Consider the following 18,207-nt stretch of genomic DNA (forward strand, 5'->3'; position numbering starts at 1 on the left):
TACCGGGCAGAACTGCCGGGGTTGCCGGCCAGCGGCCGGCACTACCAGGCGTCTTCCGGTAGTGCCGGCCGCTGGCCGGCAACTCTCGGATCCCGCCCTCTCCACCATTCAGCCCCCAGGCGTATGCTGGACCCTTGTCCCGAGGAGCCGCCGCATGCACATCGTGTACAAGGCCGACAACCTGTTCGACGCCCATCTGGTCAAGCACGCCTTGGAAGACGCCGGTATCCCGCGTTCGTGTTCGGAGAGCAGCTGCTGGGCGGGATGGGCGAGCTGCCGCTGTTTGGCGTGTTGCGGGTCGGCATCCCCGATGCGGCGCGGCCGCAGGCCGAGGACATCGTAGCGGCGCTGGACTTGGGCCAGGCGCCGTCCGACCCCATTTCCGATGCAGACGACATTGCCGGCCTTCCGGCGTAGGAGCGCATCATGTTGGGAATTGGCCAGGGCATCCTCGGCATCGGCGCCTTCAAGCAGCGCCTGCCGCGCCCGGAAGAGGCGCTACCGGGGCGTGACCAACCGCTGCCGCTGCACAGCAACCAGCACTTCGTGAACAGCCATCCGCTGAAGGACCGTTTCGCCGGCCTGCAGCAGATCCGCTTTGCGCTGGGCTGTTTCTGGGGCGCCGAGCGCAAGTTCTGGACCGAGCCGGGCGTGTACAGCACCTCGGTCGGCTATGCAGGTGGCATCACGCCGAACCCGACCTATGAAGAGGTCTGCTCGGGCCTGACCGGCCACACCGAAGTGGTGCAGGTGGTGTTCGACCCGGCGGTGGTGAGCCTGGAGCGGCTGCTGCAGCTGTTCTGGGAAAGCCACGATCCAACCCAGGGCATGCGTCAGGGCAACGACACCGGCACCCAGTACCGCTCGGCGATCCATGCCACCGACGAGGCCCAGTACAAGGCCGCGCTGGCCAGCCGCGAGGCCTACCAGACGCAGCTGGCTGCGGCCGGCTACGGCCCGATCACCACCGAGATCGTGTACCCGGCACCGGCGTACTACTACGCCGAGGACTACCACCAGCAGTACCTGGCGAAGAATCCGAACGGCTACTGCGGCATCGGCGGCACCGGCGTGAGCTGCCCGATCGGGTTGGATGTGGAGGCGCCGCGCTGACGCGCGGTGGTCCGCCTGCGGCGGGCTGAAGCTGAAAGCAACTGCCAAAGCCAAAGCCAAAGCGGCTCTGGGTTGCTGATGGTTTGGCGGGACGGGTACAGATGGCGGGACACGCCGTAAACCCGTCCCTGGGGGCTCGGCCACGGCATCCATGCCGTGGACGGTCCCGCCATCTGTACCCGTCCCGCCTCCGATCATTTCCCGGTGACGGTGGGCAGGAGCAGTGGATTACTGACGAACTGAAGGAAAACAAAAAGGACGCGGCGTTCGCCGCGTCCTTCTTGTTTGATCCTGCAGTGCTTTCTGTAGAGCGGAGCCATGCTCCGCTCCAAGCAAGCGAAGCGCGCGACCCGCTGTTGCTCTTCTTTCTTTCTTCCGTGGCGGGTGGCCACCGGAAACTGTCAGAGGGCGGGCGGGTTGGGTTCGCGGGAGTGTCTGATCTGGCCCCCTGAAAACGGACGCCATGAAGCCGTTTCAGGCGGCAGCCCGGAGCTGCCGGGCGTAGTTGTTAGGCGAGTGGTAGCCCAGCGCCGAGTGTAGCCGGGCTGGATTGTAGAAGCCGTGGATGTAAGCAGCGATGCACTGGCTGGCTTGTTCCCTACTGGCGTAAGGCTCGGCAGCCTCTTCTGTCTTGAGCGTCGCAAAGAAGCTCTCGGCCACCGCGTTGTCCCAGCAATTGCCAGGCCGGCTCATGCTTTGGACCACGTCATGGGACTGCAGCAGCTGGCGAAACTCGTTCCCCCAGTACTGCCCACCACGATCTGAATGGAAGATCAGGCCGGGTCGTTGTGGATGCAGAGCCCAGGCATTGGCAAATGCTTTCACCACCAGCTCTTCAGTCAGACGCTTGGAAACGCTGTAGCCCAGCACCTGCCGGGTCTGGACGCTGATGACCACGGCCAGATGCAGCCATCCCTGGCGGGTGGGGACATACGTGATATCCCCGACCCACGCCGTCGGTCCGGTTCCGGGGCAAATTGCCGATCCAGCAGGTTGGGGGCGAGCTGAGATGAGCCGCCGGAGGACTTGGGTCGGAATCGGCCTTTGGTCTTGCCCTGGATTCGCTCCTCGGCCATTAACCGTGCCACGCGCTTGTGGCCGACTGGATGATTCCTGGCTCGTAAGGCCCTGACCAGCCGACGTCGCCCATAACTGCGCTTGCTGGTCACATGAATGGCCCGAAGCTCGGTACGCAGGGCCGAATCGGCATCGCACGCTTGGGCACATTGCCGACGCAGGTAATCATGGAATCCAGAGACAGAAACCCCAAGAACCCGACACAACAACCTGGTCGGGTAGTGAGTCCTTTGACTGGCGACGAAGGCGTACCTCACTTGGACTCTCTGGCAAAGAACGCCGCCGCTTTTTTTAGGATTTCCCGCTCCATCTTCAGATTGGCGTTCTCGGCCCGAAGGCGGCTGATCTCGCTTTCCAGGTCGGTGGTTGGCCTGCGAGCCTCAGAGGTCAGAGACCGGCCAGCACGGACCGCGTCAAGCCAATTTGCCAGCGTCTTGACCGACATCTCCAGCTGACGGGCTGCTGCGGCAGGCCCGAGCGACTCGGCCAACTCCACGGCTTGGTGCTTGAACTCATCGGTATAGCTACGACGGGTGATACGGGACATAAGGGACCTCCAAGTGCGATCAAAGTATCGCTTCTTGGCGTCCGCTGACGGGGGCCAGATCAGTCCGCCGCATGGATGCGGCGGCCAAGCCTCCAGGGATGGATTCACGGCGTCTCCCGCGAACCCAACCCGCCCGACCCAGCGCGGCTTTTTGCTCTTTGCGGCCAACCGACCTGCCACGAGGGGCTCAGCCGTTGGCCGGAATCCTCACAGTGCCGCGCGGATCCGCTCGCGCAGCGCTTCCAGATCCTTGGCAAACGCATCGATGCCGGTCGCCAGCTTCTCGGTGGCCATCGGATCGGCCGCCAGATCCGCCGCGAACTTGGCCGCATCGATCGGGGTCACCGCCGCGCCATCGGCGGCACCGGCCACCAGCTTGCGCGGCAGCTCGCCGTGGTCGGCGTCCAGCTTCTCCAGCAGGTCCGGCGAAATCGTCAGGCGGTCGCAGCCGGCCAGTGCTTCGATCTGCGCGGTCGAACGGAACGAGGCGCCCATCACCACCGTCGGCGAACCGCGACGCTTGAATTCGGCATACACGCCGCGCACGAACTTCACGCCCGGGTCTTCATCGATGGTGGCCGGGGCCTGTCCGTTGGCCACGTACCAGTCCAGGATGCGGCCGACGAACGGCGAGATCAGGAACGCCCCGGCTTCGCTGCAGGCCAGCGCCTGGGTCGGGTTGAAGATCAGGGTCAGGTTGCAGTCGATGCCCTCGGCCTGCAGGATGCGTGCGGCTTCCACGCCTTCCCAGGTCGCGGCGATCTTGATCAGGATCTTCTCGCGCGGCACGCCGGCATCGGCGTACATCTGGATGAACTGGCGGGCCTTGGCCACGGTGGCAGCGGTGTCGTGAGCCAGGTCGGCATCCACCTCGGTGGACACCCGGCCCGGCACCAGCGTGCTCAGCAGCGCGCCGACGCCGATGGTCAGGCGGTCGGCCACGGCGTGCACCACGGCTTCGCGGTCGCCACTCTGCTGGCGGCCCCAGGCCAGTTCGCGTTCGATCAGCTCGGCGTAGACCGGCAGGTCCAGCGCCTTCTTCACCAGGGTCGGATTGGTGGTGCAGTCCACCGGCTGCAGGCGCTTGATCGCCTCGTAGTCACCGGTATCGGCAACGACCACGGACAGTTCGCGCAGCTGGGACAGTTTGGACGGGATACTCATTACGGCTCCTGGGGCAGGGGGATCGAATCGCGCGCGGTGCGCAGCGGTAATCAGGGGCGGTCGTTGTGGACCGCGGTCACGCGCAGGCGCAACTTGCGGCCGCCGGGCGCGTTCCAGTCGATGCTCTGGCCGATCGAAAGGCCGAGCAGGGCACTGCCGACCGGGGCCAGCACGGAAACCTTGCCTTCATCCACGTTGGCTTCGCGGGGAAGACCAGGGTCAGGACGTGCTTCTCGCCCGACACTTCATCTTCGCACTCCACGCGCGAATGCATCATGACGATGCCTTCGGGAATCTGGTCCGGTGCCAGCACGGTGGCCCGGTTGAGTTCTTCAGCAAGCGCGAGCGCGGCAGGCGTCTGGCTCAGCGCGGGAGATTCGAGCATGGCGTCCAGGCGGTCCATGTCGAAGGTGGAAACGGTGATCGACGGCGGCAGGCCGCTGGCGGTACTCATGGTGAAGCTCCTTGGTTGAAAGCCATGCAAAAGGCGGCACCTGCTGGCGCCGCCTGTCTGTATTGTGGGGACAAATGCGGCCGGAATCGACTCCTGCCGATTCCAGGCCGGTACTGCGGGGGCTCAGCCGTTCAGCGCGGGGCCGGGCAGGGCGGGTGCATCGCTGCCGGCATCGAGCGCCTCCAGGGTGAACAGCGCCTGCGGCAGGCGCTTGAACTGGTCGGCCAGGTCCATCAGGAAGTCGTTCATGGCCGAGCTGCGGCGCCAGATCATGGCGATGCGGCGGCTGGGACGGCCTTCGCCGGTGAAGTCGAGCAGGCGGATGTTGTTCGAGCGCGGCACTGGCGGCTGCACCGACAGACTCGGCAGCAGGGTGATGCCGACGTCGGCGGCGACCATCTGCCGCAGCGTTTCCAGGCTGGTGGCGCGGAACTCGGACTTCTCGTTGGCGCCGAACAGGCGGCAGACTTCCAGCGCCTGGTCGCGCAGGCAATGGCCGTCCTCCAGCAGCAGCAGCTTCTGCGTGGCCAGTTCCTGCACGTCCAGGTGCTCGCGACGTGCCAGCGGGTGGCGACCGGAGACGGCCAGCAGGAACGGTTCCTCGAACAGGAACTCGGCATGCAGCTGGTCGTCGATCACCGGCAGCGCCAGCAATGCAGCGTCGAGCTTGCCTTCGCGCAGGCGGTCCAGCAGCACATCGCTCTTTTCCTCGACCAGCAGCAGTTCCAGCTCCGGGAAGCGCTCGCGGATGCGCGGGATCACATGCGGCAGCAGGTACGGGCCGAGGGTCGGGAAGATCCCCAGGCGCACCGTACCGGCTTCCGGATCGCGGCTGCGTCGCGCCGCTTCCTTCAGCTGTTCCACTTCGGACACGATCACCCGCGCCCGTGCGGCCGCTTCCTGGCCGGCCGGGGTCAGCATCACCTTGCGCGGTGCGCGTTCCACCAGCGGCAGGCCGAGCTCTTCCTCCAGCTTGCGGATCTGCGTGGACAACGTCGGCTGGCTGACAAAGCAGGACGCGGCAGCCCGGCCGAAATGCTTGTGGTCGGCCAGGGCTACCAGGTACTTCAGATCACGTAGGTTCATCCTTACACCCCAGGGGTAACGGACCGGCTGACGGCGTGGTTACCCGACAGGCAGACAATGTTCCCGGTGATCTGGGAACGGTGGATCAGGCCGCTTCAGCAACGGCACCGCTGCTGTTGCTCACCGACGAGCGGATCAGGTGGTCGAACGCGCTCAGTGCGGCGGTGGAACCGGCGCCCATGGCGATGATGATCTGCTTGTAGGGCACCGTCGTGCAATCGCCAGCAGCAAACACACCCGGCAGGTTGGTCTGGCCGCGATCGTCGATGACGATCTCGCCACGCGGCGACAGCGCCACCACATCCTTCAGCCACTCGGTGTTGGGCAGCAGGCCGATCTGCACGAAGATGCCTTCCAGCTCGACGCGGTGGGCATCGCCGCCGATGCGGTCCTTGTAGACCAGGCCGGTGACCTTGCTGCCGTCGCCGAGCACTTCGGTGGTCTGTGCGCTGGTCAGCACGGTGACGTTGCCCAGGCTGCGCAGCTTCTTCTGCAGCACTTCGTCGGCACGCAGGCTGGAATCGAACTCCAGCAGGGTTACATGCGACACGATGCCGGCTAGGTCGATGGCCGCTTCCACACCGGAGTTGCCGCCGCCGATCACCGCCACGCGCTTGCCCTTGAACAGCGGACCATCGCAGTGCGGGCAGTAGGCCACGCCCTTGTTGCGGTACTGGTCCTCGCCCGGCACGTTCATCTGCCGCCAGCGCGCGCCGGTGGACAGGATCACCGAACGCGACTTCAGCACCGCGCCGTTCTCCAGCTGCACCTGCACCAGGCCGTCTTCGCCGGCCGGCACCAGCGCACTGGCGCGCTGCAGGTTCATGATGTCCACGTCGTACTCGCGCACATGCTGCTCCAGCGCCGTGGCCAGCTTCGGCCCTTCGGTTTCCTTCACCGAGATGAAGTTCTCGATCGCCATGGTGTCCAGCACCTGGCCACCGAAGCGCTCGGCAGCGATGCCGGTACGGATGCCCTTGCGCGCGGCATAGATCGCCGCTGCGGCGCCAGCCGGGCCACCACCGACCACCAGTACGTCGAAAGCATCCTTGGCGGCGATCTTCTCGGCATCGCGCTTGCTGGCATTGGTGTCCAGCTTGGCCACGATCTGCTCCAGGGTCATGCGGCCCTGGTCGAACACTTCACCGTTGAGGTACACGGTCGGCACCGACATGATCTCGCGCTTCTCGACTTCGTCCTGGAACAGCGCACCATCGATGGCCACGTGCTGGATGCGTGGGTTGAGTACCGCGGCCAGGTTCAGCGCCTGCACCACGTCCGGGCAGTTCTGGCAGGACAGCGAGAAGTAGGTTTCGAACTTGTATTCACCTTCCAGGTTCTGCACCTGCTCGATCAGCTCGGCGGTGGCCTTGGACGGGTGGCCGCCGACCTGCAGCAGGGCCAGCACCAGCGAGGTGAACTCGTGACCCATCGGCAGGCCGGCGAAGGTCAGGTGGATGTCCTGGCCCGGCGTGCCCAGGTCGAAGGACGGCACGCGGCCCTGGCCATCGCGCAGGACCTGCAGCGTGATCTTGTCCGACAGGTTTTCCAGGGTCTGCAGCAGTTCCAGCATTTCCTGCGACTTGGCGCCGTCGTCGGCGTGCGCGGTGATCTGGATCGGGCGGGTCACGCGCTCCAGATAGGTCTTCAGCTGCGACTGCAGGTTGGCGTCCAACATCGGGTCATCTCCTGGCTTCAGGCAAACAGGGGGCGTGGCACCGCTGTAGAAGGTAGCGGACCAGCAGGGGGTAGGGGTGAACCCAAGACAGCGACCGTGGAAGGGGCTGGCTGGCCAAGGCGGGCGAGCGTTGGCTGTCTTGGGTTCACCCCCACGCCGGCGGGGGGACCGGCACGGGGATGAAGGGCGCGCCGTGGCGTGGGGCCACGGCAGGCCGGTACTGCTTTAGATCTTGCCGACCAGGTCCAGCGACGGGGTCAGGGTCTTCTCGCCTTCCTTCCACTTGGCCGGGCAGACCTGGTTCGGGTTGGCGGCGGTGAACTGGGCAGCCTTGAGCTTGCGCAGGGTCTCGGACACGTCACGGGCGATCTCGTTGGAGTGGATCTCCAGGGTCTTGATCACGCCTTCCGGGTTGATGATGAAGGTGCCGCGCAGGGCCAGGCCTTCTTCTTCAATGTGCACGCCGAAGGCGCGGGTCAGCTGGTGGGTCGGGTCGCCGACCAGCGGGAACTGGGCCTTGCCGACGGCCGGCGAGGTCTCGTGCCACACCTTGTGCGAGAAGTGGGTGTCGGTGGTGACGATGTAGACCTCGGCGCCGGCCTTCTTGAACTCGGCGTAATGGTCAGCGGCGTCTTCGATCTCGGTCGGGCAGTTGAAGGTGAAGGCGGCCGGCATGAAGATCAGGACGGACCACTGGCCCTTCAGGCTGGCGTCGGAAACCTTGATGAACTCGCCGTTGTGGTAGGCGTTGGCTTCGAACGGCTGGATCTGGGTATTGATGAGGGACATCATTTTTCCTCTTGGTGAAGGGGAGTGGGTGAATCGACAGGAGCTAGGTTACCCATTCGCTCGCGATAAGAACAATCCATTGATTGCATCTATTTGATAGATGGAGTCTATCAAATGGCCATGAGCAGGCACTGAACCCTGCCGCTCCCATCCTGCAACTGCTTGTGTGACAAGGAAAATCGACCGGGACGTGTGAAGAGGGCTGATAGCCCCTCCTTATACCCTCTTGCGAAACCTGAACGGATTCCAGCTTTTTGTAGCGTCGAGCCATGCTCGACGGTGGATCTGTAGAGCCGAGCCGATGCTCGGCTGTTCCAGCAGCAGCCGAGCATCGGCTCGGCCCTACAATTGAGGCATGTCTTTCCAACCCGAACCCACCCTGCGTCAGGTCGTAGCCGACGCCAGTGCCCGCTTGGGCGGTGTCGACGCCCGCCACGAAGCCGAACTGCTGCTGCTGCATGTACTGGAGCGCCCGCGCAGCTGGCTGTTCGCCCATGCCACCGATCCGCTGGCCGCCAATGACCAGGCCGCCTTCGAAGCTTTGCTGGCCCGCCGTGTGGCCGGTGAGCCGGTTGCCTACCTGACCGGGCGCCGCGGTTTCTGGACGCTGGACCTGGAGGTCGACCCGGCCACGCTGATCCCGCGCCCGGAAACCGAGCTGCTGGTCGAGTTGGCGCTGGAGCGACTGCCGCCGGACCAGGCGTTGCAGCTGGCCGACCTCGGTACCGGCAGCGGTGCGATCGCACTGGCACTGGCCAGCGAACGGCCCCGGGCACAGGTGCTGGCCACCGATGCCAGCCCGGGCGCGCTGGCCGTGGCCGCGCGCAATGCGGCCCGCCATGAACTGGACAACGTCCGTTTCGCCGAGGGCGGGCACGACTGGTATGCGCCGCTGCAGGGCGTGCGCTTCGACCTGATCGCCAGCAATCCGCCGTACATCGCCAGCAACGACCCGCACCTGGAACAGGGCGACCTGCGCTTTGAACCGTCTACCGCGCTGGCCTCGGGCATGGACGGCCTGGATGACATCCGCCGCATCGTCGATGGTGGCCAGGCCCACCTGCGGCCCGGCGGTTGGTTGCTGATCGAGCACGGTTGGGACCAGGGCGCGGCGATCCGGGCACTGTTCGAGGCGACGGGATTTGCCGAGGTGCAGACCGTGCAGGACCTGGAGCAGCGCGACCGCATCACCCTGGGCCGGCGTCCGGCCTAGAATGGCAGTTCTCCTGCCCCGGCAGGGCATCACCCTGGAGCTGCAAGCATGCGTACGCTGTACCCCGCCATCACCCCCTACGACGTCGGCACCCTGAAGGTCGACGACCGCCACACGCTGTACTTCGAACAGTGCGGCAACCCGGAAGGCAAGCCGGTGGTGATGCTGCATGGTGGCCCGGGTGGCGGCTGCAGCGACAAGATGCGCCAGTTCCACGATCCGTCCAAGTACCGCATCATCCTGTTCGATCAGCGCGGTGCCGGCCGTTCCACCCCGCACGCGGACCTGGTGGACAACACCACCTGGGACCTCGTCGCCGATATCGAGAAGCTGCGCGAGCACCTGAAGGTCGATCGCTGGCAGGTGTTCGGTGGCAGCTGGGGCTCGACCCTGGCGCTGGCCTATGCCGAGACCCATCCGCAGCGCGTGACCGAACTGGTCCTGCGCGGCATCTTCATGCTGCGTCGCTGGGAGCTGGAATGGTTCTACCAGGAAGGCGCCAACCGCCTGTTCCCGGATGCGTGGGAGCACTACCTCAAGCCGATTCCGCTGGTGGAGCGTCATGACCTTATCTCGGCCTTCCACCGCCGCCTGACCAGCGAAGACGAGACCACCCGCCTGGAAGCGGCCAAGGCGTGGGCGGTGTGGGAAGGCGCGACCAGCTTCCTGCACGTCGATGATGACTTCATCAACAGCCACGAAGACCCGCATTTCGCGCTGGCGTTTGCCCGCATCGAGAACCACTACTTCGTCAACGGCGGCTTCTTCGAGGTGGAAGACCAGCTGCTGCGCGATGCACACCGCATCGCCGACATTCCGGGCGTGATCGTGCACGGCCGCTACGACGTGGTCTGCCCGCTGGCCAACGCCTGGGACCTGACCAAGGTGTGGCCGAAGGCGAAGCTGGAAATCACCCCGGCCTCGGGCCATTCGGCGTTCGAGGCCGAGAACGTGGACGCGCTGGTGCGCGCCACCGATAGCTTCGCCTGATCGGTAGTGCCGGTCGCTGGCCGGCAACGCTTCACCATTCGCGCCGGGCATCGCCCGGCGCTACCGGCCTCATCCACGCATGGCGTGGATCTACCAGTCCCCAGCCAGCAACGCGTCGGCCAGTACCTGCAGTTTCGGCGAATGCTGGCGCGACGGCGGGTAGATCAGTGACAGCGCGCGGCTGCGGCCCTCAAACGGCTGCAGCACGCGCTGCAGGCGGCCATCGGCCAAGGCGTCGGCCACCGCGAAATCCATCACCTGCACGATGCCGATGCCGGCGATCGCCGCTTCCACCAGCGGATCGCCGCTGTCGAACACCATCCGCGCCGGTGGCGTGAAATCATGAAGCTGGCCGTCCTGCAGGAACTGCCAGTCCACCAGCCGGCCACTGCGCAGGTTGCGCACCGCCAGGCAGGCATGATCCCGCAAGGCGGCCACATCGTCGGGCGCGCCACAGCGGTCGAGGTAGTCCGGGCTGGCCACCGTCACCCAGCGCAGCGGCCGCAGTGGCCGCGCGACGATGCGCTGGTCGGCGATGACGCCGGTGCGCAGCGCGGCATCGAAGCCTTCCTCGACCAGATCGACCAGGCGGTCGTTGAGCACGGCTTCCACCTGCAGTTGTGGGTGCTGCTGCAGCATCGGCCCCAGCAGCGGTACCAGCACCTTGCGCCCGAACATCGAGGGCGCACTGATCTTCAGGGTGCCCGAGGGCGTGCACGGACGGTCGGCCAACTGGCGTTCGGCATCCTCGAGGCCGCACAGCAGGGGCGCGACCTGATCGACGAACTGGCGACCATCCGGGGTCAGTGCCACGTTGCGGGTGTTTCGCTGCAGCAGCTTCACCCCAGCGTGGCCTCCAGCCGACTGATCGCGCGCGACAGGCCTGACTGGCTCAGGCCCAGTTGCCCGGCGGCGGCGGTGAAACTGCGTGCTTCGGCCACCTGCACCAGCATGCGCACGGCATTGAGGTCCATCGAGGTTCCATTCATGCTGAAAATCATGACAGATATGGACGGAAAGGGGTTTATTGAGAGCGCTGCATCAATGAGACTGCGCTCCCCCACAGCACCGGAGCGTCGATGCCTCCCCTCAAGTACCCGCGCTGGGCGCTGGCCCTGCTGGCCACCGCCCAGCTGATCATCGCCCTGGACGCCACCATCATCTTCGTCGCCCTGCATGACATGGGGCGCGCGCTGGAGATCAACGCACAGCAGCTGCAATGGGTGGTCAGTGCCTACACCGTGGCCTTTGGCGGCAGCCTGCTGCTGGGGGGCCGTGCCGCCGACCTGATCGGCCGTCGCCGCTTCTACCGGCTGGGCATGCTGCTGTTCGCACTGGCGTCGCTGCTCGGCGCGCTGGCGCCGAACGCCACCCTGCTGATCATCGCGCGTGCGGCGCAGGGCATCGGCGCGGCATTGCTGTTCCCGGCCACGCTGGCGCTGATCAACACGTTGTATGCGGAAGGTCCGGTGCGCAACCGTGCACTTGCGATCTGGAGCATGGCCAGCGCGGTGGGCCTGGCGCTGGGCACGCTGCTCGGCGGCGTGCTGACCCAGGCGTTCGGCTGGCCGGCGGTGCTGGCGGTGATCGTGCCACTGGCCACCACCTGCGCGGTGGCTGCGGGTGCGTGGTTGCCGGCCGATGGCCCGCGTGCGCGGGGCCGCTCGTTCGATCTGGCCGGCTGCATCACCGTCACTGCCGGCGGCAGCCTGCTGGTCACTACCCTCGTGCAAGGGCCGGAGTGGGGCTGGACTGCGCCGGCCACGCTGGGCTGCCTGCTGCTGTCGGTGCTGCTGCTGGTGGCGTTCGTGCAGATCGAACAGCGCAGCCGCGATCCGCTGATGCAATTCGCGTTGCTGCGGCTGCCCGGACTGCGCGCGGCACTGGGCCTGACCTTCGCCTTCATGAGCAGCTATGGGGTGCAGTACTACTTCATGGCGCTGTACTTCCAGGACGGCTACGGCTGGAGCCCGCTGCAGGCCGGCCTGGCGTTCCTGCCCGCCACTGCGGTGTGCACGGTCGGCATCCAGCTGGCCGAGTGGACGCTGCAGCGCTGGAGCGCGCGCAAGGTGCTGGTGATCGGGCAGCTGGCCGGCGCCATCGGTATCGCCTGGGTGGCCGCGACGCTGCCGCACGGCGCGAACTTCTGGCCGCTGCTGCCGGGCGTGGTAGTGCTGAGCATCGGCCAGGGCATGACCTGGACCTCGATGTGGATCGTGGCCGGGCAGGGCGTGCCGTCCGCACAGCAGGGTGTTGCATCTGGCATGGCGGCGACCGCGCAGCAGATCGGTGGTGCGCTGGGCCTGGCCGTGCTGGTGATGGTGGCCAATGCCGATGCCGGTACAGCCGGTTCGCCGAGTGCACTGGCCGGGCTGGTGCGCGCCGAATACGGTGCCGCCTTGTTTTCACTGTTCGGCGTGGTGATCGCGCTGGGCCTGCGCCCGGCGCCGGCCGAATCGGCCGCCACCGTCTGCCCGGCCAACGAGGCATGATTGAAGGCGCTGCCGTGGGTGGATGTGCCGGCCAGCGGCCGGCACTACCGGTTCGGCATGGATGCACGCGCGTTCAACCCAGCGCCAGCAACTCCGGTTGCAGCGCGCTGAAGATCCGCGCCAACCGCTCGGCCCACGCCTGCTTCCCTGCCATATCGGCAATGAGGTCCTGGCGGATCTCCAGTTCCACGTGCACCAGCCCACGGCCTTCGCCATGCACCGGCACCGCGTAGTCGCTGGTGCTGCTGACCGAATACGGTTCGTTGTCCCCCACCACCAGGTCGCCTTCGTCGCGCAATGCCCGCAGCAGAGCATGGGCAAAACGCATGTCCTGGTGGTACAGCACGCCGGCGTGCCAGGGCCGCTGCGTGCCGTTCATCACGGGGGTGAAGCTGTGCATCATCACCAGCAGGGTGGGCTGGCCGGCATCACGGCGCGCATCAAGCTCGGTCTCGATGCGTGTATGGTACGGCGCGTGGATCGCATCGATGCGCTGCTGTCGCTGCGCCGCCGACAGCCCGGCATTGCCCGGCACCACGGTGTGGTCGCTCACCTCCGGAATCAGCGTCGGTGAGGCCAGTGGGCGGTTGCAGTCGATCAGCAGCCGCGAGTACGTCTGTTCGATCGCCCAGGCATCGAGCCGTTCGGCCAGTGCACGGGTGGTGCCGGCGATGCCGATGTCCCAGCCGATGTGGCGGTCCAGCTCGGCCTGGGGCAGGCCGAGCCCGGTCAACGCACGCGGCACCTGCTGGCCGGCGTGGTCGGCCAGCAGGAGGTAGGGCGAGACGCCCTGCGCCCGGTGGATCGTGTAGATCGCCGGGTCGTCGGCGCCGAGCAACGCAGGCAGCCTGTGCAGGTCCGCGTCAGCCACGTGGGCGTCCGTCCAGGTGGTGCTCGATCATCCACAGCCCGGCCCAGAGCTTGGCGTCCAGCTCGTAGCCTTCGCCCATCTTCTGCACCAGCCAGGCCGCAGCCTCGCTGCGTGGAATCTCGTGCACGGTGATGTCCTCGCTGTCATCACCGCCCCCTTCGCCGATGCGGCGCAGGCCGGTGGCGCGCACGAAGGCGATCTTCTCGCTGCTGGCGCCGGAAGACGTCGGGCCGATCATCAGCACTTCGGCGTGATCGGCGGTCCAACCTGTTTCTTCTTCCAGTTCGCGCACGGCCGAGACTTCGATCGATTCGCCGGCGTGGATGTCGCCGACCAGGCCGGCCGGCATCTCGATGGTGGGTGCCTGCAGCGGCACGCGGAACTGCTCGACGAACAGCACCTTGTCCTCCGGGGTGACGGCGATGATGATCGCCGCCAGGCCACCGGCATGGGTACGTTCGCTGTATTCCCAGGTGCCGCGCACCAACATGCGCTGGTACTTGCCTTCGTAGACGACGCGCGGGGCTTCGGTATTGCGCTTGCTCATGCGGGCTCGCTGTGGGAGGGAAGAGGATCGGCCACGCCGGCGGCGTCGAACAGCCGGCGGCGGGTCATCGGGCCGAAGCGCAGGGTCTGGCACAGGCCACCGAGCAGCTCTGGATCGGCCGATTGGCGCAGCAGTCCGGGCTGGCTGCCCTCCAACGGCGCATCCAGCGCGATGGTGGTCAGCTGGCGCCAGAGCTGGGCGTGCTCGCGCTGCTCGCGCAGCCGCACTGCCATCTGTGCAGCGCCACGCAGGCGCAGGAACGGCACTTCGTCCAGTCGTTCGAACAGCGCATCCATGCTGCCGAAATGGGCCAGCAGCACGGCGGCCGATTTGCTGCCGACGCCACTGACACCGGGAATGTTGTCCACCGCATCGCCACACAGCGCCAGGTAGTCGGCGATCTGGTGCGCGTGCACGCCGTGCCGCGCCTTCACCCCGGCCACGTTCCAGCGCTGGTTGCGGGCGTAGTCCCACTGCTCGTCATGGTCGACCAGCAGCTGCGACAGGTCCTTGTCGGCGGAGATGATCACCCCGCGATGGCTGCTCCGGTGTACGTGCAGGGCGCTGCCGATCAGGTCGTCGGCCTCGTATTCGTGGTGGGCCAGGACGGCAAGGCCCAGCGCCGCGCATAGCGCCTTGCAGTGCACGAACTGGCGCTTGAGCGCTTCCGGTGCTGGCTCGCGGTTGGCCTTGTAGGCCGGATACAGCTGGTGGCGGAAACCACTGTCAAGCGCTTCATCGAAGGCGATGGCGATGTGCCGCGGGCGCTCGCGCTCGAGCAGGTCCAGCAGGAAGCGGGCGAAGCCGTGCACCGCATTGGTGGGCCAGCCCTGTGCGTCCTGGAACTGGTCTGGCAGTGAATGCCAGGCACGGAACACGTAGATGCTGGCATCAACCAGGTACAGCGACGGCGGGGCAGCCGGCAGGGTCATGCCGGGGGCGTCCAGTCGCGCAGCAGGGTCGCCGGGTCGGGGCGCTCGCGCTCGGGTACGTCGGCCTTGGGCGTACCGATGTGGATGAAGCCGGCGATGCGTTCGCCGTCGACCAGGCCCAGGTGGGCCTGAACAGCCGGATCGAAGGCCATCCAGGCGGTCAGCCACTGCGCGCCGAAACCCAGCGCCTGCGCGGCCTGCAGCAGGGCGAAACAGACGCAGCCGGCGGTCATCAGCTGTTCCTGTTCGGGCACCTTCGGGTCCGGCCGCGGGCTGGCCACCACCACGATCACCAGCGGTGCGTGGCTGAAACGCTGGCGGTCCTTCTCGAACACGGCCTCGCCCGCATGTGGGTCGCGCTGGCGGCTGCGTTCAGCCAGGAAGTCGCCCAGAGTGTGACGTGCATCGCCTGCGATTTTCAGGAAGCGGAACGGCACGCGCTTGCCGTGGTCGGGCACGCGCACCGCTGAGGCCAGCATCCGCTGCAGGGTGGCCGGGTCCGGCCCGGGCTCGCCCAGTTGCCGCGAGGGCACCGAGCGGCGGGCATCCAGGGCGAGCAGGGCGGCAGGATCGGGCATGGAGGCTGAACCGGTCATCACGGGCGTTTGATTATAGTCGGGGTGGTCAATGACGCCGTCTGTGTCGCGTCCGGCCCCTGAATACCAAACTGTGATGAACATCATGCCACTGGCGGGAAACGGACAGCCGCTTCCCCTCGCCTCGTGGGCCTTGCACGGCTTACGATATCTGTCTTGCCGGGCCGCCGGTCATGAGGTTTGAAGTGAGGACTGTTTCACTGTCCGTGACGGGCTGGCCGGCCTACCATCGACGTTCCGGTACATGGGGTGTGCCGGAAGCCGCGATGTCCATGCTGTCTGTCGTACCAGAGAAGGTGGGGAGCCTTCCCGAATGATGAGCGTGCCCACACCGATGGGATCGCCGGGCCGTGACCCGGCCCAGCTCCAGCGTGCCCGGGACATGGTCCTGCCCGCGTTGTGCCAGGCCTTCGGGGCGGCACTGGCGCGTTTCGACGATGCCCTGTTCGACCGCGCCGGCAATGCCGGCTCGTCGCAGTTGCTGTTCCTGGACGCGATGCGCGAACTGCGCCGGCGCCGTGAGGACATCGCGGCCGCTTTCGCCGGCCACCTGCAGCAGGCCTGGGCCGCATTGGAGGCTGGTGAGCCGCTGTCAGCCGAGGCGACCCTGTCCGGGCCGGCCGAGGATGGGCTCAGCCTGCTGGCCGAGCATGTGCTGGAATCACGGTTGGCGGTGCGCAATTTCGCCACTGTATTGCTGCGTGACTTCAAGCCGGTGCTGGCGCGGCTGGATCGCCGCCTGGGCCGGTTGATCGGCGGCGCGGAACTGGACGCGGACCACAATCCGATCAGCCCCGAACACCTGGGCGTGGCCATCCACGAAGCCTTTGCCGGCTGTGAACTGGCCCCGGAAGTGCATCTGGTGCTGATCAAGCTGTGCGAGCGCGACCTGCGTGCACCGGTCGGTCGCATCTACGAGAAGCTGGACGAGCAGCTGGCCGCAGCCGGCGTGATGTCGCAGATGGGGGCTCCGCAGCGCCCACAACCGCCGGCACCGGATCCGCGCATGGCCGGGATGCTGGATGACCTGGTCGAGCATCGCCACGGCGCGGGCGTCGATCCGGGGTTCAGCGATGACGAGCAGGCCGCACCGGCCTGGGCGCAGCGCTTTGCTGCCCGCTGGTCCGAGCGCCGCGGGCATATGCAGCAGCACCTGGGCGGCGATGACGGCGCCACCGGCGAGGCCTACGCTGGCCAGCAGGGCATGCTGCTGGAAGCGCTGCACGAACTGCTGCAGCAGACCCGCCATGTGCGTGAGGACGCCACGTCTGCGGCACAGGTGGCGGTTGGCCAGCAGCGCCCGCTCAGCCAGCGCGAAATGATGTCGGTGCTGTCGCTGCTGCAGGCCACGCCCAGCGCCACCCTGCGCGCGGCCATCGGCGAGGACGGCGAATCGCTGGCGCAGCGCCTGAAGAGCGAAGTGCTGTCCAGCGCCACCCAGCTTGGCGTCGATCCGGGCCAGACCCGGCTGGACCCGCAGGATGAGGATGCCATCGACCTGGTCGGCATGCTGTTCGACGTGATGCTGGACGAGCGTGAACTGGAAGGCCGCTCGCGCGAACTGATCGGCCGCCTGGTGGTGCCTTTCGTCAAGGTCGCCATGCTCGACCGCCGCATGTTCGTGCAGAAGACCCACCCGGCGCGCAAGCTGCTCAACTCGCTGGCCGAGGCCTGCGAGGGCAACACCGGCGAGAGCCAGGCCGAGCGCATGCTGATGGCCAAGGTCGAAGAGATCATCGAGCGCCTGGTGGCCGAGTTCAACGAGAACCTGGCGATCTTCCTGACCCTGGAAGAGGAATTCCGCGAGTTCCTGGTGCAGCATCGCCGCCGCGTGGAAATCGCCGAGCGCCGTGCCGCAGAAACGCAGCGCGGCCAGGAAAAGCTGGAAATGGCCCGCAGCCGGGCCGGTGCGGAACTGGACCGCCGCATCGGTGACGCCACGCTGCCGCCGGCCATTGCCGAATTCCTGCGCCAGCCGTGGCAGCATCATCTCACCTTGGCGCTGCTGCGCGAGGGCGAAGAAGGCGCCTCGGTGGCCGAGGCATTGAGCCTGGGCGACGGCCTGCTGGAGGAAGTGGCCGAGGCCCGCCGCCAGATCGTCGGCAAGCCGTGGCTGCAGGCCTGGCAGCCGGTGCTGGCCAAGGTGTTTGCCAGCGTCGGCGTGCACGGCGATGCGGCAACCGCCGCCATCGATGCCCTGCATGACACCCTGCAGGGCATCGCTGAATCGCGGCCGGAACTGCAGCGTGCGCTGCCGGAGCTGCCGCAGGTTGCCTTGCCGGCGCCGCCAGTGGCTGAATCGCCGGCGGTTGAGCTTGGCGGGCAGATTGACGCCGACGATTTCGACAACGCCGATGCCGACCGCTTCCGCCGCATGGAAATCGGCAACTGGCTGGACTTCGTCGACAAGGATGGCAAGGTGCAGGCGGGCAAGCTGTCCTGGGTCAGCCCGATTTCCTCGCGCCTGCTGTTCGTCAACCGTCGCGGCGTGCGCTTCTGCGTGGCCTCGCCGGAAGAGCTGGCGGTGATGATGCGGCTGGGCCGCCTGCGTGCCCACGTTGATGATGGCGCCTTCGACAGCGCCATGCAGGGCGTGATCGATCGCCTCGACCCGGGCAGCGCCACGCTGCACTGAGCGGGTGCTGCCTGCTAGGATCG

16 protein-coding genes and 4 pseudogenes are annotated in these 18,207 nt (G+C 66.8%); 6 read left to right on the forward strand and 14 right to left on the reverse strand.

Features of this window, described 5'->3' with window-relative positions; translation table 11 throughout:
• Nucleotides 1–154: 154 nt before the first annotated feature.
• Nucleotides 155–417 (forward strand): annotated as a pseudogene (locus DL544_RS03500) (putative signal transducing protein).
• 30 nt (nucleotides 418–447) lie between these two features.
• Nucleotides 448–1,113: a peptide-methionine (S)-S-oxide reductase MsrA gene (msrA, locus tag DL544_RS03505; protein WP_065179689.1), complete on the forward strand. Its 666-nt coding sequence runs from the start codon at nucleotides 448–450 to the stop codon at nucleotides 1,111–1,113.
• 194 nt (nucleotides 1,114–1,307) lie between these two features.
• Here the strand turns inward: msrA and DL544_RS21530 are convergent, their stop codons facing one another.
• The 9 genes and pseudogenes from DL544_RS21530 to ahpC form a co-directional block, all read right to left on the reverse strand.
• Nucleotides 1,308–1,433, reverse strand: coding sequence for a hypothetical protein (locus tag DL544_RS21530; RefSeq protein ID WP_255313051.1), 126 nt, complete (start codon nucleotides 1,431–1,433; stop codon nucleotides 1,308–1,310).
• Between the two features lie 154 nt (nucleotides 1,434–1,587).
• Nucleotides 1,588–2,151 carry an IS3 family transposase gene (locus DL544_RS21535; protein ID WP_479692442.1) on the reverse strand — a complete coding sequence of 188 codons (564 nt, stop codon included), beginning with the start codon at nucleotides 2,149–2,151 and terminating at the stop codon, nucleotides 1,588–1,590.
• Between the two features lie 8 nt (nucleotides 2,152–2,159).
• A pseudogene (locus DL544_RS22310) lies at nucleotides 2,160–2,447 on the reverse strand (IS3 family transposase); the annotation flags it as partial.
• On the reverse strand, nucleotides 2,444–2,737 hold the full coding sequence (locus DL544_RS03515; protein WP_032954795.1) for a transposase: 294 nt from the start codon (nucleotides 2,735–2,737) through the stop codon (nucleotides 2,444–2,446). The pseudogene DL544_RS22310 and the gene DL544_RS03515, both read right to left, overlap by 4 nt.
• Nucleotides 2,738–2,944: 207 nt before the next feature.
• On the reverse strand, nucleotides 2,945–3,901 hold the full coding sequence (locus tag DL544_RS03520; RefSeq protein ID WP_139726754.1) for a transaldolase: 957 nt from the start codon (nucleotides 3,899–3,901) through the stop codon (nucleotides 2,945–2,947).
• 50 nt (nucleotides 3,902–3,951) lie between these two features.
• Nucleotides 3,952–4,355: pseudogene (gene rnk / locus DL544_RS03525) on the reverse strand (nucleoside diphosphate kinase regulator).
• 123 nt (nucleotides 4,356–4,478) lie between these two features.
• Nucleotides 4,479–5,441 (reverse strand): LysR substrate-binding domain-containing protein, encoded by a 963-nt coding sequence (locus tag DL544_RS03530; protein WP_049414506.1) that lies wholly within the window; start codon nucleotides 5,439–5,441, stop codon nucleotides 4,479–4,481.
• Between the two features lie 85 nt (nucleotides 5,442–5,526).
• Nucleotides 5,527–7,119 carry an alkyl hydroperoxide reductase subunit F gene (gene ahpF, locus DL544_RS03535; RefSeq protein ID WP_005415367.1) on the reverse strand — a complete coding sequence of 531 codons (1,593 nt, stop codon included), beginning with the start codon at nucleotides 7,117–7,119 and terminating at the stop codon, nucleotides 5,527–5,529.
• Nucleotides 7,120–7,344: 225 nt separating this feature from the next.
• Nucleotides 7,345–7,908 (reverse strand): alkyl hydroperoxide reductase subunit C, encoded by a 564-nt coding sequence (gene ahpC, locus DL544_RS03540; RefSeq protein WP_005415368.1) that lies wholly within the window; start codon nucleotides 7,906–7,908, stop codon nucleotides 7,345–7,347.
• A gap of 355 nt (nucleotides 7,909–8,263) precedes the next feature.
• On the opposite strand from ahpC, the gene prmC reads away from it, so the two are divergent.
• Both prmC and pip read left to right on the forward strand, forming a co-directional pair.
• The gene (prmC, locus tag DL544_RS03545; protein WP_065196909.1) at nucleotides 8,264–9,121 is read left to right on the forward strand and encodes a peptide chain release factor N(5)-glutamine methyltransferase; all 858 of its coding nucleotides are present in this window, start codon (nucleotides 8,264–8,266) and stop codon (nucleotides 9,119–9,121) included.
• A gap of 48 nt (nucleotides 9,122–9,169) precedes the next feature.
• Nucleotides 9,170–10,111, forward strand: a complete 942-nt coding sequence (pip, locus tag DL544_RS03550) for a prolyl aminopeptidase (RefSeq protein ID WP_019661138.1) — start codon at nucleotides 9,170–9,172, stop codon at nucleotides 10,109–10,111.
• A 90-nt stretch (nucleotides 10,112–10,201) separates the two neighbouring features.
• Here the strand turns inward: pip and DL544_RS03555 are convergent.
• Nucleotides 10,202–11,085 (reverse strand): annotated as a pseudogene (locus tag DL544_RS03555) (LysR family transcriptional regulator).
• 105 nt (nucleotides 11,086–11,190) lie between these two features.
• On the opposite strand from DL544_RS03555, the gene DL544_RS03560 reads away from it, so the two are divergent.
• Entirely contained in the window at nucleotides 11,191–12,603 is a 1,413-nt protein-coding gene (locus tag DL544_RS03560) for an MFS transporter (protein ID WP_065179590.1), read from the forward strand.
• A gap of 73 nt (nucleotides 12,604–12,676) precedes the next feature.
• Here the strand turns inward: DL544_RS03560 and DL544_RS03565 are convergent, their stop codons facing one another.
• Genes DL544_RS03565 through DL544_RS03580 form a run of 4 tightly spaced genes read right to left on the reverse strand, consistent with a single transcriptional unit; the run spans nucleotide 12,677 to nucleotide 15,531 of the window.
• On the reverse strand, nucleotides 12,677–13,474 hold the full coding sequence (locus DL544_RS03565; protein WP_139726755.1) for an N-formylglutamate amidohydrolase: 798 nt from the start codon (nucleotides 13,472–13,474) through the stop codon (nucleotides 12,677–12,679).
• Complete coding sequence (locus DL544_RS03570) at nucleotides 13,467–14,021, reverse strand: NUDIX hydrolase (RefSeq protein ID WP_065179592.1); 555 nt, start codon at nucleotides 14,019–14,021, stop codon at nucleotides 13,467–13,469. Before DL544_RS03570 ends, DL544_RS03565 begins: the two co-directional genes overlap by 8 nt.
• Entirely contained in the window at nucleotides 14,018–14,953 is a 936-nt protein-coding gene (locus DL544_RS03575; protein WP_065179593.1) for a 5'-3' exonuclease, read from the reverse strand. The genes DL544_RS03570 and DL544_RS03575 overlap by 4 nt, the downstream gene beginning before the upstream one ends.
• On the reverse strand, nucleotides 14,950–15,531 hold the full coding sequence (locus DL544_RS03580; RefSeq protein ID WP_049414519.1) for a nitroreductase family protein: 582 nt from the start codon (nucleotides 15,529–15,531) through the stop codon (nucleotides 14,950–14,952). The genes DL544_RS03575 and DL544_RS03580 overlap by 4 nt, the downstream gene beginning before the upstream one ends.
• Before the next feature lie 331 nt (nucleotides 15,532–15,862).
• Here DL544_RS03580 and DL544_RS03585 point away from each other — a divergent pair, with 331 nt between their 5' ends.
• Nucleotides 15,863–18,184 (forward strand): DUF1631 domain-containing protein, encoded by a 2,322-nt coding sequence (locus DL544_RS03585; protein ID WP_032953949.1) that lies wholly within the window; start codon nucleotides 15,863–15,865, stop codon nucleotides 18,182–18,184.
• Nucleotides 18,185–18,207: the final 23 nt, after the last annotated feature.

Source organism: Stenotrophomonas sp. pho (assembly GCF_006228405.1).
GTDB classification, from domain to species: Bacteria; Pseudomonadota; Gammaproteobacteria; order Xanthomonadales; family Xanthomonadaceae; genus Stenotrophomonas; species Stenotrophomonas sepilia.

What these genes read in the sequence shown, in the direction of transcription:
- DL544_RS21530 (WP_255313051.1), bottom strand. Translation starts at nt 1,433, where the DNA reads ATGGCTCCGCTCTACAGAAAGCACTGCAGGATCAAACAAGAAGGACGC.
- DL544_RS03515 (WP_032954795.1), bottom strand. Translation starts at nt 2,737, where the DNA reads ATGTCCCGTATCACCCGTCGTAGCTATACCGATGAGTTCAAGCACCAA.
- DL544_RS03520 (WP_139726754.1), bottom strand. Translation starts at nt 3,901, where the DNA reads ATGAGTATCCCGTCCAAACTGTCCCAGCTGCGCGAACTGTCCGTGGTC.
- DL544_RS03530 (WP_049414506.1), bottom strand. Translation starts at nt 5,441, where the DNA reads ATGAACCTACGTGATCTGAAGTACCTGGTAGCCCTGGCCGACCACAAG.
- ahpF (WP_005415367.1), bottom strand. Translation starts at nt 7,119, where the DNA reads ATGTTGGACGCCAACCTGCAGTCGCAGCTGAAGACCTATCTGGAGCGC.
- ahpC (WP_005415368.1), bottom strand. Translation starts at nt 7,908, where the DNA reads ATGTCCCTCATCAATACCCAGATCCAGCCGTTCGAAGCCAACGCCTAC.
- prmC (WP_065196909.1), top strand. Translation starts at nt 8,264, where the DNA reads ATGTCTTTCCAACCCGAACCCACCCTGCGTCAGGTCGTAGCCGACGCC.
- pip (WP_019661138.1), top strand. Translation starts at nt 9,170, where the DNA reads ATGCGTACGCTGTACCCCGCCATCACCCCCTACGACGTCGGCACCCTG.
- DL544_RS03560 (WP_065179590.1), top strand. Translation starts at nt 11,191, where the DNA reads ATGCCTCCCCTCAAGTACCCGCGCTGGGCGCTGGCCCTGCTGGCCACC.
- DL544_RS03570 (WP_065179592.1), bottom strand. Translation starts at nt 14,021, where the DNA reads ATGAGCAAGCGCAATACCGAAGCCCCGCGCGTCGTCTACGAAGGCAAG.
- DL544_RS03575 (WP_065179593.1), bottom strand. Translation starts at nt 14,953, where the DNA reads ATGACCCTGCCGGCTGCCCCGCCGTCGCTGTACCTGGTTGATGCCAGC.
- DL544_RS03580 (WP_049414519.1), bottom strand. Translation starts at nt 15,531, where the DNA reads ATGCCCGATCCTGCCGCCCTGCTCGCCCTGGATGCCCGCCGCTCGGTG.
- DL544_RS03585 (WP_032953949.1), top strand. Translation starts at nt 15,863, where the DNA reads ATGATGAGCGTGCCCACACCGATGGGATCGCCGGGCCGTGACCCGGCC.